This is a genomic window from Streptomyces sp. NPDC001153, from assembly GCF_053598315.1.
On record NZ_JBSFJZ010000012.1, the window covers coordinates 55,754 to 70,371 of the forward strand.

At 68.6% G+C, this 14,618-nt stretch carries 14 protein-coding genes and 1 pseudogene; 2 read left to right on the forward strand and 13 right to left on the reverse strand.

The window, feature by feature from the left end; translation table 11 throughout:
* Positions 1–138 precede the first annotated feature (138 nt).
* The 9 genes and pseudogenes from ACWDEN_RS15700 to ACWDEN_RS15740 all read right to left on the reverse strand — a co-directional run bounded on the left by ACWDEN_RS15700 (position 139) and on the right by ACWDEN_RS15740 (position 7,171).
* Complete coding sequence (locus ACWDEN_RS15700) at positions 139–708, reverse strand: DUF6879 family protein (protein ID WP_450859421.1); 570 nt, start codon at positions 706–708, stop codon at positions 139–141.
* Positions 709–936 carry a hypothetical protein gene (locus ACWDEN_RS15705; protein WP_351623350.1) on the reverse strand — a complete coding sequence of 76 codons (228 nt, stop codon included), beginning with the start codon at positions 934–936 and terminating at the stop codon, positions 709–711.
* Between the two features lie 530 nt (positions 937–1,466).
* Positions 1,467–3,170, reverse strand: coding sequence for a proline--tRNA ligase (locus ACWDEN_RS15710; protein ID WP_351621045.1), 1,704 nt, complete (start codon positions 3,168–3,170; stop codon positions 1,467–1,469).
* 74 nt (positions 3,171–3,244) lie between these two features.
* The gene (locus ACWDEN_RS15715; RefSeq protein WP_351621043.1) at positions 3,245–3,775 is read right to left on the reverse strand and encodes a GNAT family N-acetyltransferase; all 531 of its coding nucleotides are present in this window, start codon (positions 3,773–3,775) and stop codon (positions 3,245–3,247) included.
* A gap of 20 nt (positions 3,776–3,795) precedes the next feature.
* Positions 3,796–4,644 (reverse strand): GNAT family N-acetyltransferase, encoded by an 849-nt coding sequence (locus ACWDEN_RS15720; protein WP_351621040.1) that lies wholly within the window; start codon positions 4,642–4,644, stop codon positions 3,796–3,798.
* An 86-nt stretch (positions 4,645–4,730) separates the two neighbouring features.
* Positions 4,731–5,186 (reverse strand): barstar family protein, encoded by a 456-nt coding sequence (locus tag ACWDEN_RS15725; RefSeq protein WP_351621037.1) that lies wholly within the window; start codon positions 5,184–5,186, stop codon positions 4,731–4,733.
* Between the two features lie 283 nt (positions 5,187–5,469).
* A pseudogene (locus ACWDEN_RS15730) lies at positions 5,470–6,094 on the reverse strand (type IV secretion protein Rhs); the annotation flags it as partial.
* Positions 6,095–6,122: 28 nt separating this feature from the next.
* A complete protein-coding gene (locus ACWDEN_RS15735) occupies positions 6,123–6,320 on the reverse strand; it encodes a DUF397 domain-containing protein (protein WP_450859425.1) in 198 nt (65 codons plus the stop codon).
* Positions 6,317–7,171 carry a helix-turn-helix domain-containing protein gene (locus ACWDEN_RS15740; protein ID WP_450859494.1) on the reverse strand — a complete coding sequence of 285 codons (855 nt, stop codon included), beginning with the start codon at positions 7,169–7,171 and terminating at the stop codon, positions 6,317–6,319. Before ACWDEN_RS15740 ends, ACWDEN_RS15735 begins: the two co-directional genes overlap by 4 nt.
* A 136-nt stretch (positions 7,172–7,307) precedes the next feature.
* On the opposite strand from ACWDEN_RS15740, the gene ACWDEN_RS15745 reads away from it, so the two are divergent.
* A complete protein-coding gene (locus ACWDEN_RS15745; protein ID WP_450859427.1) occupies positions 7,308–7,727 on the forward strand; it encodes an ATP-binding protein in 420 nt (139 codons plus the stop codon).
* Between the two features lie 24 nt (positions 7,728–7,751).
* On the opposite strand, the gene ispG is transcribed toward ACWDEN_RS15745, so the two are convergent.
* The 3 genes from ispG to dxr form a co-directional block, all read right to left on the reverse strand.
* Positions 7,752–8,909: a flavodoxin-dependent (E)-4-hydroxy-3-methylbut-2-enyl-diphosphate synthase gene (ispG, locus tag ACWDEN_RS15750; RefSeq protein ID WP_351621028.1), complete on the reverse strand. Its 1,158-nt coding sequence runs from the start codon at positions 8,907–8,909 to the stop codon at positions 7,752–7,754.
* A gap of 170 nt (positions 8,910–9,079) precedes the next feature.
* A complete protein-coding gene (locus tag ACWDEN_RS15755; RefSeq protein ID WP_450859429.1) occupies positions 9,080–10,384 on the reverse strand; it encodes a M50 family metallopeptidase in 1,305 nt (434 codons plus the stop codon).
* Positions 10,381–11,652 carry a 1-deoxy-D-xylulose-5-phosphate reductoisomerase gene (dxr, locus tag ACWDEN_RS15760; protein WP_351621022.1) on the reverse strand — a complete coding sequence of 424 codons (1,272 nt, stop codon included), beginning with the start codon at positions 11,650–11,652 and terminating at the stop codon, positions 10,381–10,383. The genes ACWDEN_RS15755 and dxr overlap by 4 nt, the downstream gene beginning before the upstream one ends.
* 128 nt (positions 11,653–11,780) lie before the next feature.
* Here dxr and ACWDEN_RS15765 point away from each other — a divergent pair, with 128 nt between their 5' ends.
* Positions 11,781–12,353, forward strand: a complete 573-nt coding sequence (locus ACWDEN_RS15765; protein ID WP_450859431.1) for a hypothetical protein — start codon at positions 11,781–11,783, stop codon at positions 12,351–12,353.
* Between the two features lie 38 nt (positions 12,354–12,391).
* Here the strand turns inward: ACWDEN_RS15765 and ACWDEN_RS15770 are convergent, their stop codons facing one another.
* Complete coding sequence (locus ACWDEN_RS15770) at positions 12,392–14,329, reverse strand: acyl-CoA dehydrogenase family protein (RefSeq protein WP_351621016.1); 1,938 nt, start codon at positions 14,327–14,329, stop codon at positions 12,392–12,394.
* Positions 14,330–14,618 lie beyond the last annotated feature (289 nt).

Sequence of the window (14,618 nt, forward strand, 5' to 3'; positions counted from 1 at the left end):
CGTGCACGTGGACGCCACCGTACACGGTCCCAGCTTGGACCACTATGTCGCTCTCTCCGCCGGAGAACTCATTCGAGACAGATTTCGGCTCGTCAGCCATACGCCTTCCCCCGGTCCCGAATGGCGTTGCGCAGTCATTCAGCCCGGGACGTGAAGTTCGTCTCGGTACTTGCGCGCGAACTCCCGATAGGGGATCGCGGACGCCTGAGCCGCATCGCGCCAGTAGTTCGCCTCGACGATCCGTTGGGGGTCGTCGATGATTTCAGCGGCTGAAAAGCTTCCGTCCTCCTCGTAGTACATGGCCACGAGCTGCGTCGAGTCGAAGAGCCAGTAGTCGTGGTGTGGCAGTTCCGACGGCCACTCCTGCTTCGACACAGGGAGGATCCGTACGTCTTCTCCGGCCTCGACCGTGTGCTCGTACGCCCAGGCACATTCGAAGCGGACGTAGTCCGTCAGCGGGAGTTCCACCACGTGGACCCGGCTCAGAACTTTTCCGGCCGCCACCGCCTTCGCGACAGTGCCGTCGATCCATTCTGCGATGCCGGGGAACTCGCCCCTGGCTTCGCCCGAGAGGAAGCGCGCGAACTCATCCTGCTCGTAGGACACGTCGTACCGCTGGAGAGACTCCAGACGGTACGCCGTGAACTTGAATTCGGTGAAGAGGCGGTTGAATTCCTCATCCGCCAAGGAGTAGAACTTGCGCCCCACCTACCGCCCCTCACTGTGCTGACTGTAGTACTGCTCCATGGCGCCGGCCACGACCTCCGGGGCGATACGAACGGCACCTTCTCCCGGGAGGACATTCTCCAGTTCCCCGAACGTCGCACTGTCCACCGTGTACCCTTGTACGACAAGCTCGCCGGACTCGCCGAGGTAGACCGTAGGGCATCCATTTCCGCCTGAACCCTGGTCTTTGTACAGCTTGGTGAGCTTCATTCTTGCCCCCTTCTGGATGACGACCTCGGTTTGCGTAAGGCTAGAGACGAAACCTACAATCCGTCAAGGCTGACGCAGACAAGTCGGCAGCTCAATCAACTTTGGCTTATTTAATTCCCCGCCAGACGGGGCCTGATTGCATGAAAGCATGCACAGGTTTCAGAAGTGGGTTTCGGTTGAGCCCTGATGCAGTAGTTAATTCGATTCAGGCTTCCTGCGCGGGAGAAATCCCGAACGTGACAGGGTCATGCCCGTCCGCGTTCCCTCCGGCCCCGCTCACCAGCGCCACGAGCAGCCCTGCTGATGTTGGATCCACCCCACCCCCCTGCCACTACACACCGTATGGGTTGTATAGCACTTCGTAGGGGGCCTGTCTCGCGCTCCCGTGAACCCGTCAACCCGCTGCCGCCGCGTCACCCTGCTCATGCGCCAGGAGACGCCCTCTGGCACGGGGACCCCGGCCGGTCGCACGATGTGGAGGCACCTGGCGTGACCGGGGCCCGCGGTGGGCCCCGGTCACGCCGGGCCTCTTACGCCGTCAGGCGGGCGATCGCCTCGTCGACCGGCAGTTCCTCGCGCTCGCCGGTCCTGCGGTCCTTCAGTTCCAGGACGCCCTCGCCGGAGCGGCGGCCGGCGACCAGGATCTGGGGGACGCCGATCAGCTCGGCGTCGGTGAACTTCACGCCCGGGGAGACGCCGGCCCGGTCGTCGACCAGGACGCGGACGCCCGCGGCGGCCAGCTTCTCGGCCACGTCGAGGGCCAGCTCGGTCTGCAGGGCCTTGCCGGCGGCGACCACGTGCACGTCGGCCGGGGCGACCTCCTTGGGCCACACCAGGCCCTTGTCGTCGGCGCTCTGCTCGGCGATGGCCGCGACCGCGCGGGAGACGCCGATGCCGTAGGAGCCCATGGTGACGCGGACCGGCTTGCCGTTCTGGCCGAGGACGTCGAGCTTGAGGGCGTCGGTGTACTTGCGGCCGAGCTGGAAGATGTGGCCGATCTCGATGGCGCGGTCCAGCTTCAGGCCGGTGCCGCACTTCGGGCAGGGGTCGCCCTCCTGCACCACGACGACGTCCACGTACTCGTCGACCTCGAAGTCACGGCCGGCGACGACGTTCCTGGCGTGCGTGTGCTCCTTGTTGGCGCCGGTGATCCAGGAGGTGCCGGGGGCCACGCGCGGGTCGGCGATGTACGTGACCTTCTCGCCCAGGCCCTGCGGGCCGACGTAGCCGCGGACCAGGTCGGCACGGCCGGCGAAGTCCGCCTCGGTGACCATCTCCACGACGGCCGGGGCGAAGTGCGCCTCGACCTTGCCCAGGTCCACCTCGCGGTCGCCGGGCACGCCGACGGCGACGATCTCGCCGTCCACCTTCACCAGCAGGTTCTTCAGGGTGGCGGAGGCCGGGACGCCGAGGGAGGCGGCCAGGGTCTCGATGGTCGGGGTGTCGGGGGTCGGGATCTCCTCCAGGGCGGGGACGGCCGAGCCGTCCACCGGCCGGAGCGCGTACGCGATCGCCTCCGTGTTGGCGGCGAAGTCGCAGTTCGGGCAGTCCGCGAAGGTGTCCTCGCCGGCCTCGGCCGGGGCGAGGAACTCCTCCGACTTCGAGCCGCCCATCGCACCGGCGGTGGCCGCGCAGATGCGGTAGTCGAGGCCGAGGCGCTCGAAGACGCGCTGGTAGGCCTCGCGGTGCAGGGCGTACGAGTGCGCGAGCCCCTCGTCCGCCAGGTCGAAGGAGTACGAGTCCTTCATCAGGAACTCGCGGCCGCGCAGGATGCCGGCGCGGGGGCGGGCCTCGTCGCGGAACTTGGTCTGGATCTGGTACAGGATCACCGGCAGGTCCTTGTAGGACGTGCACTGGTCCTTGACCAGAAGCGTGAAGATCTCCTCGTGAGTCGGGCCGAGGAGGTAGTCGCCGCCCTTGCGGTCCTTGAGGCGGAACAGCTCCTGGCCGTACTCGTCCCAGCGGCCGGTGGCCTCGTACGGCTCGCGCGGCAGCAGGGCGGGGAGGGAGACCTCCTGGGCGCCGATGGCGTCCATCTCCTCGCGGACGATCCGCTCCACGTTGGAGAGGACCTTCATACCGAGGGGCAGCCAGCTCCAGATGCCGGCGGCCGTGCGGCGGACGTAGCCGGCGCGGACGAGGAGCTTGTGGCTGAGGACCTCGGCGTCCGCCGGGTCGTCGCGCAGCGTCTTCGCCATCAACTGGGACATGCGCTGGACCGGTGCGTTCGCCATGATTCTCGTACTCCTGCCGGGAAAACAGTGATGGCAAGGAGGTTAGCCGGGCTTGCTGCGGGGGTGGAAATCGGTTAGTTCCTGCGCAGGGGCAGGTGGGCACCCATCACCGCGTACGGCCGTGGGGCGCTCGGGAAGTGGACCTGGCGGGCGAGGTCGACGTACCCGAGGGAGAAGTACAGGCCACGGGCGGGGCTGTCGGTGTCGATCGCGGAGAGGATCGAGCGGGGCTCGGCGGCAGTGTCGGTGATCATGGTGATGAGCCGCCGCCCGATCCCGCGGTTCTGGTGGCCGGGGTGGACGTGCAGCTCCGTGATCACGAAGGAGTCGTCCAGCCAGAAGTCGTTGCCGGTGGCGCGCAGGTACGGCTCCACGACGGTGGACCACCAGTGGGTGCGGGAGTTGGGCATGCCGTACACGAATCCCACGAGGTGATCGCCCACCGTGGCGCCGAGGGCCCGCGCGCCCGGGAACTGCATGTGGCGCTGGACGATCTGCCGGCGTACGGCGACCTCGTCGGGGCCCAGTCCGAAGGCCACGGCCTGGACGGCAAGGGCCTCGTCGACGCGGGCAGCGAGGTCCAGGGAGCCGATCACGAGGTCCATGCCCGGAGCGTACAGCGGGTTCAGAAAAGGACGCTCATGAAAGCGCCCACCTCCTGGAAGCCCACCCTGTGGTACGTCCGCCTCGCCGCCGTGTTGAAGTCGTTCACGTACAGGCTGACGACGGGGGCCACGTCCGCCAGGGCGTAGCGGAGGACGGCCGCCATCCCCGGTGCCGCCAGGCCCCTCCCCCGGTACTCGGGAGCCACCCACACGCCCTGGATCTGGCAGGCCTGGCCGGTCGCCGCGCCGATCTCCGCCTTGAAGACGACCTTGCCGTGCTCGTCGAAGCGGGCGAAGGAGCGGCCGGCACCGACGAGTTCGGCGACGCGGGCCTGGTAGAGCAGCCCGCCGTCACCCGCCAGCGGCGATACGCCGACCTCCTCGGTGAACATCGCCACGCACGCCGGCATGACCGCCTCCATCTCGTCCTTGCGGACGCGGCGGACGTAGGGGTCCGGGGCGATATCGGCGGGCATGCGGTCGGTGACCATCAGGGGCTGACGGGGGCGGACCTCGCGGGCGGGACCCCAGTGGGGTTCCAGCAGGCGCCACAGCGCGGCGGTGGATTCGGCGGGCCCGACGATGGAGGAGCAGCGGCGGCCGGCCCTTCTCGCCCGGTCCGCGAAGGCGCGGACGGCGCGCGGGGTGGCGCAGACCGGGACCAGGTTGGCGCCCGCGTAGCACAGGGACGTGAGCATGCCGTCCTCGTACCAGCCCCACATCTCACCGCCGAGGCGCCACGGGTCGAGACCGGCGACCTGGACCCGCGAGCTCACGAAGGCGTTCGCGACCGGCTCGCGGCCGAGGACGGCGAGCGCGGCGTCAAGGTCGCTCGGTTCGAGCACCCGAGAGGTGGTCTGGGTCAACACGTGCGGGGCCTCACCCTGGGGTTCTGCTGGTCCCGGCACTGTACCTCGTGCGATTGTGCGGCGCCTCGGAGCGGGAAAAAGGCGACCTACCTGCGAAGGAGCTCGCGGCGCAGCTCTTCCCGGACCACGTCCTGGGCCCCCGGCGAGCACAGCAGCACGACGGCGAAGGTGATCTTCTCGTGCCCCGGCAGCGCTGCTCCTCCCGTCCAGAAGGTCACGGCGTCGTCCAGGGCCCGCCAGAGGATCCCGCGTTCCTCGGGGGTTTCCGAGAGCACGGCATCGGCGTCATCGATGGTGACGAGGAGGCGAGCGGGCTTGAGCCAGTGAAGATCACGCAGGCAGTCGCGCAGCGCGTCCCAGTTCCAGCCGAAGTAGTCGGGCAGGCGCAGCGCCTCGTAGAACTGGGTGAACACTCCGTCGGAGTCGCGCATCTCCCGGCCCTGCATCCGGGCCGAGTGGATCAGGCCGGTAGGGGGCAGGGCGCGTGCCACAGGAAGTGTGGCGTCGGCCGAGACGACACGGATTCCGGCTACCCAGCCCATGACGGCACCGATCGGAGGAACTCCCTGGAGACGACCCAAATGAGGAACTTCACGGCGATCGGGGAATCAACGACAGCCAGGCAGAGAGCTGTGGACGCAGCGGGTCATCCGCTGAGAATACATCCACCATGTACCGCAGCGGCGTCAGCCATCTTTTTATGTACCGCAGACGGAGCATCTCTTGCGTGGGGAGAGACCGCCAGTCAGCCGACTCGACAGCCACCTCTTCCGGCGTTTTTCCAATGCACCGGAATACCGTTTCGCACAGGTCGCCAGGGTCGCGGGCGTCGCGTTCGAAGGCCGTCACCTCGCCCAGGGCGTTCCGGCGGGAGGTCAGGCGGCCCGCCGGGTCGTAGACGTACTCCCACGTCGGCCCTGAGGGTTCGTCACCTTCGTCAGGCGCAGTTCCGCGTCGTGGGTGAACTCGTAGCGGACGCCGTCCGGGGCTGTGCGGGCCGACAGCAGGTCGAAGTGGGTGTATTTCGAAGTGGGTGACGCCGCCGATCGGGTCGGTGTGGCTGGTGCAGTTGCCCTCGCCGTCGTAGGTCCAACTCTCCGTCGTGCAGTCCGGGGCCGTACGGCGGGCCAGGTGGCCTTCCACCGTCCGTTCCAGGTGGGTCGTCGCCCGTCGGGTCCGTGATCGCGATCGGGCGCCCGAAGGCGTCCCGTGTGTAGCGGGTGACCGCGCCGAGTGGGTCGGTGACCTCGATCGGCAAGCCCGCGCGATCGCACAGCACCCTCGTCGTGTGGCCCAGCGGATCCCTCACCGATGTCAGGTGGCCGGCCGCTGTGAAGGTGAAGTGCGTTGCCTGGCGGGCTCCCGGGTCCGTCACCGAGGTGCGGTTGCCCCGCTCGTCGTACGTGCGGCGGTGGGTGTTGCCGTCGGTGCCGGTCACCGCACTCGGGAGCGGCACCGAAGGGGCAGTAAAGCTCCGCTCAAGCTTGCACAAGACCGAGGAACGCCTGCCAGGCCGCGGGGGGCAGGGCGAGGGTGGGGGCCGTGGTGGGGCTCTGCTTGGAGTCTCGTACGTGGATGGTGGTGGGACTGGTGGCTACTTCCACGCACTCGCCGCCCTCGCCGTCGCTGTAGCTGCTCTTGAACCACACCAACCCGGTCGGCTCTTCGACGTTCATGTCTCTCCCAGCAACTTCTCTACGAGGGCCAGTGATTCACGCGGGGACAGGGCCTGTGCCCGTAGGAGACCGTACCGCTCCTCCAGTTCCCTGACCGTCGAGCGATCGATGAAGAGGCGGCTGCTCTTGTACGCCTCCACGTACGCGATCCTGCGCCCTTTCGTTGTCTCGATCAAGGTGAATCGTCCGGAGAGGGCCGCATGCTCCTCGCGACGGTCCGGCATTACCTGGATCTCCACGTTGGCCCGTTGACCGATGAGCAGGATCTGCTCCAACTGGCCCCGCACCACCTCCCGTCCACCCAGCCCTTTCCGCAGAACCGCCTCCTCCATCACGAAGCTGATGGTGGGCATCGGTTTCCGCCCGAAGATCTCCTGACGGGCCAACCGGGCCGTCACCCGCTGTTCGATCGTCGCCTCGTCCAGTGGGGGACGCCGGACGGTGAAGACCGCCTGCGCGTAGTCCTCGGTCTGAAGCAGACCGGGCACGGTCTGCACGGCGAAGAAGTGCAACGCGACAGCCTTCTTCTCCAGCGCCGCCGCATCCTGGAAGAACGCCGGATACTGCGCCCTCTCCATCTCCTCGATGAAATCGACCAGCACCCCCTGCGCACCCAGCACCTCGTCGGCCCGCATGATGAACCTCGCCGGTGCAATGCGCCTGCCCTGCTCGAACGACGCGATGGTCGCCGCCGAGTACCCGGTACGGGAGCCGAGTTCGGCGCGCTCCATGCCCGCCTGAGTCCGCAGCCGCTTCAACAACCGCCCGAAGAGGAGCGGGACCACCGAATCCGCCCCGGACTCCCCCTCCGTCTCGGGTACTTCAGGTTCTGCCTGTACTTCCTCGCTCACGTACACCCCCAATACCCTCGCGCCGCCGTCAGTCACGGGGCGCACGCCGACAGCGGCACCTCACGCTCGTACAACGCGTGTTGGTCATGGTGCAACCGCTGTTCAACGTTACTGAGCGTGCGCGAGCGTAAGCGGCATGAAGTCGGAAATCTCCACCCGCGAATTCGCCATGCGCTTCACCTCCACCCCACGCGGCGCACGGCTCGCCCGGCGGCTCGTCTCGCTCCGGCTGGACGAGTGGGGGCACGCCTACGACGGCCCCGTGAACGAAGCCGTCACACTGATCGCCGCCGAGCTCGCCGCGAACTCCGTCCGGCACGGGCACGTACCCGGACGGGACTTCCATGTCCGGCTCACCGAGTCGTCCGGCACCCTGCGCCTGGAGGTCTGCGACACCCGTACCGAGCGGCTGCCCGAGCTGCGGGTCCCGGCCGACGAGTCCGGGCGGGGGCTGATCCTCGTGCGGGCGCTCGCCGACAAGTGGGGCGTCACGCCGCTGCAGCCCGGCAAATCCGTCTGGGCGGAGGTATGGCTGAGTCCCGCCACCCAGCGGTGACGGGACTCACGAAAGCCGAAAAGATCAGCCGGCCACCGACACCGACGGCTCGCCGGAGGCCACGCCGTCCTGCTCCATCTGCTCGGCCAGCTTCATGGCCTCCTCGATGAGGGTCTCCACGATCTTGGACTCGGGGACGGTCTTGATGACCTCGCCCTTGACGAAGATCTGGCCCTTGCCGTTGCCGGAGGCGACGCCGAGGTCGGCCTCGCGGGCCTCGCCGGGGCCGTTGACGACGCAGCCCATGACGGCGACCCGCAGCGGGACCTCCATGCCGGTCAGACCGGCCGTGACCTCCTCCGCGAGCTTGTAGACGTCCACCTGAGCGCGGCCGCAGGACGGGCAGGAGACGATCTCCAGGCCGCGCTGGCGCAGGCCGAGCGACTGGAGGATCTGGAGGCCGACCTTGACCTCCTCGACGGGGGGAGCCGAGAGAGACACTCGGATGGTGTCGCCGATGCCCTGGGAGAGGAGCGCGCCGAAGGCCACCGCCGACTTGATCGTGCCCTGGAAGGCGGGGCCCGCCTCCGTCACGCCGAGGTGGAGGGGGTAGTCGCATGCCTCGGCGAGCTGGCGGTAGGCCTCGATCATCACGACCGGGTCGTTGTGCTTGACGGAGATCTTGATGTCCCGGAAGTCGTGCTCCTCGAAGAGCGACGCCTCCCACAGCGCCGACTCGACCAGGGCCTCCGGCGTCGCCTTGCCGTACTTCTGGAGCAGGCGCCGGTCCAGGGAGCCGGCGTTGACGCCGATCCGGATCGGGGTGCCGTGGTCCTTGGCGGCCTTGGCGATCTCCTTGACCTTGTCGTCGAACTGCTTGATGTTGCCGGGGTTCACCCGGACCGCCGCGCAGCCCGCCTCGATCGCCGCGAAGACGTACTTCGGCTGGAAGTGGATGTCCGCGATCACCGGGATCTGGGACTTCTTCGCGATCGTCGCCAGGGCGTCGGCGTCGTCCTGGGTGGGGCACGCCACGCGCACGATCTGGCACCCGGACGCCGTCAGCTCGGCGATCTGCTGGAGGGTGGCGCCGATGTCCGACGTACGGGTCGTGGTCATCGACTGGACCGAGACGGGCGCGTCTCCGCCGACCGCCACGCTTCCGACCTGGATCTGCCGGCTCTTCCGGCGCTCGGCGAGCTTGGTCGGAACGGACGGCATGCCGAGAGAAATCGCAGTCATCTGCTGTGCAACCCCAAGTCGTGGATCAAGGTCCGGTCCCGTCTACGGGCGGGCTCCAGGCTTCGAGATTACGGCACGGGCCTCTGCGCCAGCACATCCCACCCGGTAAACCCACTCGATGGAAGGCGGCCCGGAACAACGCGTTCCGGGCCACCTCCAACGCCGAATGGCTAAGAGATTTTCACGGGGTTAACGACATCCGCCACCAGGACCAAGATCGTAAAGCAGACAAAGATCCCCGCCACCACATACGCCACCGGCATCAGCTTCGCCACGTCGAACGGGCCCGGGTCCGGGCGGCGCAGTACCCGTGCCACGTTCCTGCGCAGCGCCTCCCACAGCGCGCCCGCGATGTGTCCGCCGTCGAGCGGGAGCAGCGGGAGCATGTTGAACAGGAACAGGGAGAGGTTGAAGCCGGCGAGCAGCATCACGAACATCGCCACCTGCTGGGAGGCGGGGATGTTCAGGGTGGCGATGTCGCCGGTGATGCGGGCGGCGCCGACGATGCCCACCGGGGAGTCCGGCTGGCGCGGGGCGTTGCCGAAGGCCGCGTCCCACAGGGCCGGGATCTTGGCGGGCAGTGCGGCGAGGGAGTCGACGGCGTCGCCGACCCGGTCGGTCATCCAGGTCACGGACTGGCCGAAGTCCTGGTGGACGACGCCGGTGGCGGCGCTGAAGCCGAGGAAGCCGGCCTTGACGTACTTGCCCTGGACGTACTGGCCGCTGGAGTCCTTCTTGGCGACCAGGTTGGTGGCGATCCTGGCGTGCAGGGTGACCTGCTTGCCGTCGCGCTGGACGACGATGGGGACGGTCTTGCCTGCGCTGTCCCGGATCAGGTCCGACAGGGTGTTCCAGTCCTTGGTCGGCCTGCCGTCGAAGGAGACGATCTTGTCGCGCTTCTTCATGCCGGCGGCCTCGGCCGGGGACGCGGGGTCGGACTTCTTGCAGCTGTCGCGGTTCTCGCTCTGTGCGATGACGCAGGGCGAGACGGAGGCGACGGTGGTGGTCTGCTGCTGGATGCCGAAGCCCATCAGGACCGTGAAGAACAGGGCGATCGCGAGGATCAGGTTCATGAAGGGGCCCGCGAACATGACGATGACGCGCTTCCACGGCTTGCGTGTGTAGAACATGCGCGTCTCGTCGCCGGGCTGGAGCTCCTCGAAGGCCGCCGAGCGGGCGTCCTCGATCATGCCGCGCCACGGGGAGGTGGAGCGGGCGGAGACGCGGCCCTGGTCGTCGGGCGGGAACATGCCGATCATGCGGATGTAGCCGCCGAGCGGGACCGCCTTGACGCCGTACTCGGTCTCGCCCTTCTTCCGCGACCAGACGGTCGGGCCGAAACCGACCATGTACTGCGGGACGCGGATGCCGAAGAGCTTGGCCGTGGACAGGTGCCCCAGCTCGTGCCACGCGATCGAGACGAGCAGGCCCACCGCGAAGACCAGTATGCCGAGGATGAACATCAAGGTCGTCATGCACGCGCCTCCGCGGTCGCCGTCGTGGCTGTGAGTTCGCGGGCCCGGGCGCGGGCCCAGGTCTCCGCTTCGAGGACGTCCGACACGGTGAGTGAGGTTCCCGTGGCCGGGGTGCCGTGTTCCTCGACCACCCGGGTGACGGTCTCCATGATGCCGTTGAAGGGCAGTGCGCCGGCACGGAAGGCCTCGACGCACTCCTCGTTGGCCGCATTGAACACCGCCGGGGCGGTCCCCGCGAGCCGCCCCACGTGCCGGGCGAGGTTCACCGAGGGGAAGGCCTCGTTGTCCAGCGGGAAGAACTCCCAGGTGGAGGCCTTGCTCCAGTCGAAGGCGGGTGCCGCGTCGGGGACGCGTTCGGGCCAGCCCAGACCGATGGCGATGGGCCCGCGCATGTCGGGGGGCGTCGCCTGGGCGATCGTGGATCCGTCGGTGAACTCGACCATCGAGTGGACATACGACTGGGGATGCACGACCACCTCAATGCGGTCGAAGGGAATGTCGTAGAGGAGGTGTGCCTCGATGACCTCCAGGCCCTTGTTGACGAGGGTCGCGGAGTTGATCGTGATCACCGGGCCCATCGCCCAGGTGGGGTGGGCGAGGGCGTCCTCGACGGTCACCTGGGCCAGGTCGGCCTTCGTACGGCCGCGGAAGGGGCCCCCGGACGCCGTGACGACGAGTTTCCGCACGTCGGCCCGCGTCCCCGAAGCCAGCGCCTGGAAGAGCGCGGCGTGCTCGGAGTCGACGGGGATGATCTGTCCCGGCTTGGCGAGTGCCTTGACCAGCGGTCCGCCGACGATCAGGGACTCCTTGTTGGCGAGCGCCAGGGTGCGGCCGGCCTCCAGGGCGGCGAGGGTGGGCGCGAGGCCGATGGAGCCGGTGATGCCGTTCAGCACGGTGTGGCAGTCGGAGGCGGCGACCTGGGTGGCGGCCTCCGCTCCGGCGAGGATGTCGGGCAGCGGCTCGCCCGGGCCGTACTCGGCGGCGAGCGCCTCGCGCAGGGCGGGTACGGCGTCCTCGCGGGCGACCGCGACGGTCCGCACCCGCAGTCGCCGGGCCTGCTCGGCGAGGAGGGCGATGCGGCCGCCGTTGGCGGACAGGGCGGTGACCCGGAACCGGTCGGGGTGGCGCAGCACGAGGTCGATGGCCTGGGTGCCGACGGATCCTGTGGAGCCGAGGATCACCACGTCCTTGGGGCCGTCGCCGGCGAGGGGGTCGTAGACGAGGTGCGGATCCGCGAGGGGCGTCGGATGGGCGAGGCTGTCGGTCATCCCCCCATTGTTGCCGCAACCGGTGACCGGCAGGACAGGGCGTCCCCCGGGCGGGTGCGTGAACAGGGTGCGTCGTGGGGTGGAGGGTTTTCCCGTCGTGAAGGCGTGGTGAAGATCATATTTCTGAAATGCGCGCGCTTTCGGCCACCGGTGGTGACATCCTTCCCGTGGCGTCCTTCGAGGAGGGCGCTTTCAACTGGGGGAACGACAGGGGGAGGAACATCACCTTGAACCGCATGCGTACGACCGCGGCCACGCTGGCCACCGCCGGTGTGCTGGCAGCCACTCAGCTCGCTTTCGCCGGGGGCGCGGCCGCCGCCACCCGGGCTCCGCAGAGCACCGGCTGCCCGCTCGACATCGTGTACCCGAGCCGCTTCTACTACGACTCGCACGGCTGGGTCACCAACGGGGGCCTGTACTTCGGCATCAAGAGCAAGACGGGCACGAGCTTCAAGAACGTCACGTTCAGCGTCACGAACGTCAAGAACCTCCGCTTCGGCAAGGCCAAGCCCACCGGCGGCAGGATCAGCCACAACTCGTCGACCTCGGTGTCCGCCTACACGGGGACGTTCAAGGGCAAGGCGAGCCTGGGCATGAGGATTCCCACGCATCTGCTCAACACCCACAGCTACCAGCTGAAGTTCACCCTGCACGGCTCGGGCTGGAACTGCGCCGTGAACCAGGGCACCTGGGGCAACTGAACGACCCCAGGCACCCGGTCGGCAGGCGGGAGAGCGGCTCAGTCCCCGAAGGGGCGGCGCTCGCTCTCCCGCGTGGAGGGGCCGGGGGTCGCGTCGGCGATCCACGGGCCGTCCCCGGACGGGTCGACGACGCCTTCCTCCAGCCAGGTGTAGGCACCGCCGAGCACGCCCTTGACCACCTTGCGGTCGAGGGCGTCGGTGTTGGTCCACAGCCGGTCGAAGAGTTCCTCGACCCGGATGCGGGCCTGCCGGCAGAAGGCGTCGGCCAGCTGGTAGGCCTCGCGTCCGTGTTCGTCCCGGCTGCGCAGCAGCTCGGCCCGGACGCAGGCCGCGCTCATCGCGAACAGTTCGGCGCCGATGTCGACGATCCGGCCGAGGAAGCCCTGCTTGGTCTCCATGCGCCCTTGCCAGCGGGACATGGCGTAGAAGGTGGAGCGGGCGAGTTTGCGGGCGGTGCGCTCGACGTAGCGCAGATGCCCGGACAGATCGACTCCGTGCTTGAACTCGCCGTAGGACATGGGTAGTTGGCCTGGTCCGGCGACCAGCTTGGGCAGCCACTTGGCGTAGAAGACACCCGCGTTCGCGCCTGCCTTCGCCTTGTCGGAGAAGGACTTTTCGGGGTCGATGAGGTCACCGGCGACCGAGAGGTGGGCGTCGACGGCCTCGCGGGCGATCAGCAGGTGCATGATCTCCGTGGAGCCCTCGAAGATGCGGTTGATGCGCAGGTCGCGCAGGATCTGCTCGGCGGGGACCGCCCGCTCGCCGCGGGCCCTGAGGGACTCGGCCGTCTCGTAGCCGCGTCCGCCGCGGATCTGGACCAGTTCGTCGGCCATCTTCCAGGCCATCTCGGAGCCGTAGAGCTTGGCGAGGGCGGCCTCGATGCGGATGTCGTTGCGGTCCTCGTCGGCCATCTGGGAGGACAGGTCGAGGACGGCCTCCAGGGCGAAGGTGGTGGCCGCGATGAAGCTGATCTTGGAGCCGACGGCCTCGTGCAGCGCGACCGGCTTGCCCCACTGCTCGCGCTCCGCCGACCACTCGCGGGCGATCTTCAGGCACCACTTCCCGGCGCCCGCGCACATCGCCGGCAGCGAGAGCCGGCCGGTGTTGAGGGTGGTGAGGGCGATCTTCAGCCCCGCGCCCTCCGGGCCGATCCGGTTGGCGGCCGGGACCCGCACCTGGTGGAAGCGGGTGACGCCGTTCTCGATGCCGCGCAGGCCCATGAAGGCGTTGCGGTTCTCGACGGTGACGCCCTCCGAGGTCGCCTCCACCACGAAGGCGGTGATGCCGCCCTTGTGCCCCTCGGACTTCGGCACCCGCGCCATGACGACGAGCAGGTCGGCGACCACGCCGTTGGTGGTCCACAGCTTCACCCCGTCGAGGACGTAGGTGTCCCCGTCGGGTACGGCGGTGGTGGCGAGGCGGGCCGGGTCGGAGCCGACGTCCGGCTCGGTGAGCAGGAAGGCGGAGATGTCGGTGCGGGCGCAGCGGGGCAGGAAGGCGTCCTTCTGCTCCTGGGTGCCGAAGAGCTTCAGCGGCTGGGGTACGCCGATCGACTGGTGGGCGGAGAGCAGCGCGCCGACGGCGGGGCTCGCGGAGCCGACCAGGGCGAGGGCCTTGTTGTAGTAGAGCTGGGTGAGGCCGAGGCCGTCGTACTTGGGGTCGATCTTCATGCCGAGGGCGCCGAGTTCCTTCAGGCCGGTCACGACCTCGTCGGGGATGCGGGCCTCGCGCTCGATGCGGGCGGAGTCGATGGTGGACTCGCAGAACGCGCGCAGCTTGGCGAGGAACTCCTCGCCGCGCCGGACGCTGTCGGGGTCCGGGAGCGGGTGGGGGTGGATGAGGTCGAGCCGGAAGCGCCCGAGGAAGAGTTCCTTGGCGAAGCTGGGCTTGTGCCAGTCCTGCTGCCGGGCGGCCTCCGCCACCCGGCGGGCCTCGCGCTCGGTGACGTTGGTGCGTGACTTGGTGGGGGCGGACATTGAGGCTCACCTCGCCGCGAAGAGGGACGAATTTGACCGTTCGTTACCGACCAGTGCTACTGGATCGTTGGTACCCGAAACGGGCCGACCCCACCACCCCTCGCGCGTCCATCCGGCCGAAAGGTCTGCCGGAGCCCGGCCCCCAGGTGTGTACTGCTGCCGGCGGCACGTTCGGGATATCGGCCAGGATGTCGACCAGGATGTCGGCCAGCGAAAAACTGTCGAAGCGCTTCGATAGCCTCTGGACACCCGCCCCGGCTGAGGCTAGTGTCAATCACACCCTCACTCA

What these genes read in the sequence shown, in the direction of transcription:
- ACWDEN_RS15705 (WP_351623350.1), bottom strand. Translation starts at nt 936, where the DNA reads ATGAAGCTCACCAAGCTGTACAAAGACCAGGGTTCAGGCGGAAATGGA.
- ACWDEN_RS15710 (WP_351621045.1), bottom strand. Translation starts at nt 3,170, where the DNA reads ATGGCGAACGCACCGGTCCAGCGCATGTCCCAGTTGATGGCGAAGACG.
- ACWDEN_RS15715 (WP_351621043.1), bottom strand. Translation starts at nt 3,775, where the DNA reads ATGGACCTCGTGATCGGCTCCCTGGACCTCGCTGCCCGCGTCGACGAG.
- ACWDEN_RS15725 (WP_351621037.1), bottom strand. Translation starts at nt 5,186, where the DNA reads ATGGGCTGGGTAGCCGGAATCCGTGTCGTCTCGGCCGACGCCACACTT.
- ACWDEN_RS15735 (WP_450859425.1), bottom strand. Translation starts at nt 6,320, where the DNA reads ATGAACGTCGAAGAGCCGACCGGGTTGGTGTGGTTCAAGAGCAGCTAC.
- ACWDEN_RS15745 (WP_450859427.1), top strand. Translation starts at nt 7,308, where the DNA reads ATGAAGTCGGAAATCTCCACCCGCGAATTCGCCATGCGCTTCACCTCC.
- ispG (WP_351621028.1), bottom strand. Translation starts at nt 8,909, where the DNA reads ATGACTGCGATTTCTCTCGGCATGCCGTCCGTTCCGACCAAGCTCGCC.
- ACWDEN_RS15755 (WP_450859429.1), bottom strand. Translation starts at nt 10,384, where the DNA reads ATGACGACCTTGATGTTCATCCTCGGCATACTGGTCTTCGCGGTGGGC.
- dxr (WP_351621022.1), bottom strand. Translation starts at nt 11,652, where the DNA reads ATGACCGACAGCCTCGCCCATCCGACGCCCCTCGCGGATCCGCACCTC.
- ACWDEN_RS15765 (WP_450859431.1), top strand. Translation starts at nt 11,781, where the DNA reads ATGCGCGCGCTTTCGGCCACCGGTGGTGACATCCTTCCCGTGGCGTCC.
- ACWDEN_RS15770 (WP_351621016.1), bottom strand. Translation starts at nt 14,329, where the DNA reads ATGTCCGCCCCCACCAAGTCACGCACCAACGTCACCGAGCGCGAGGCC.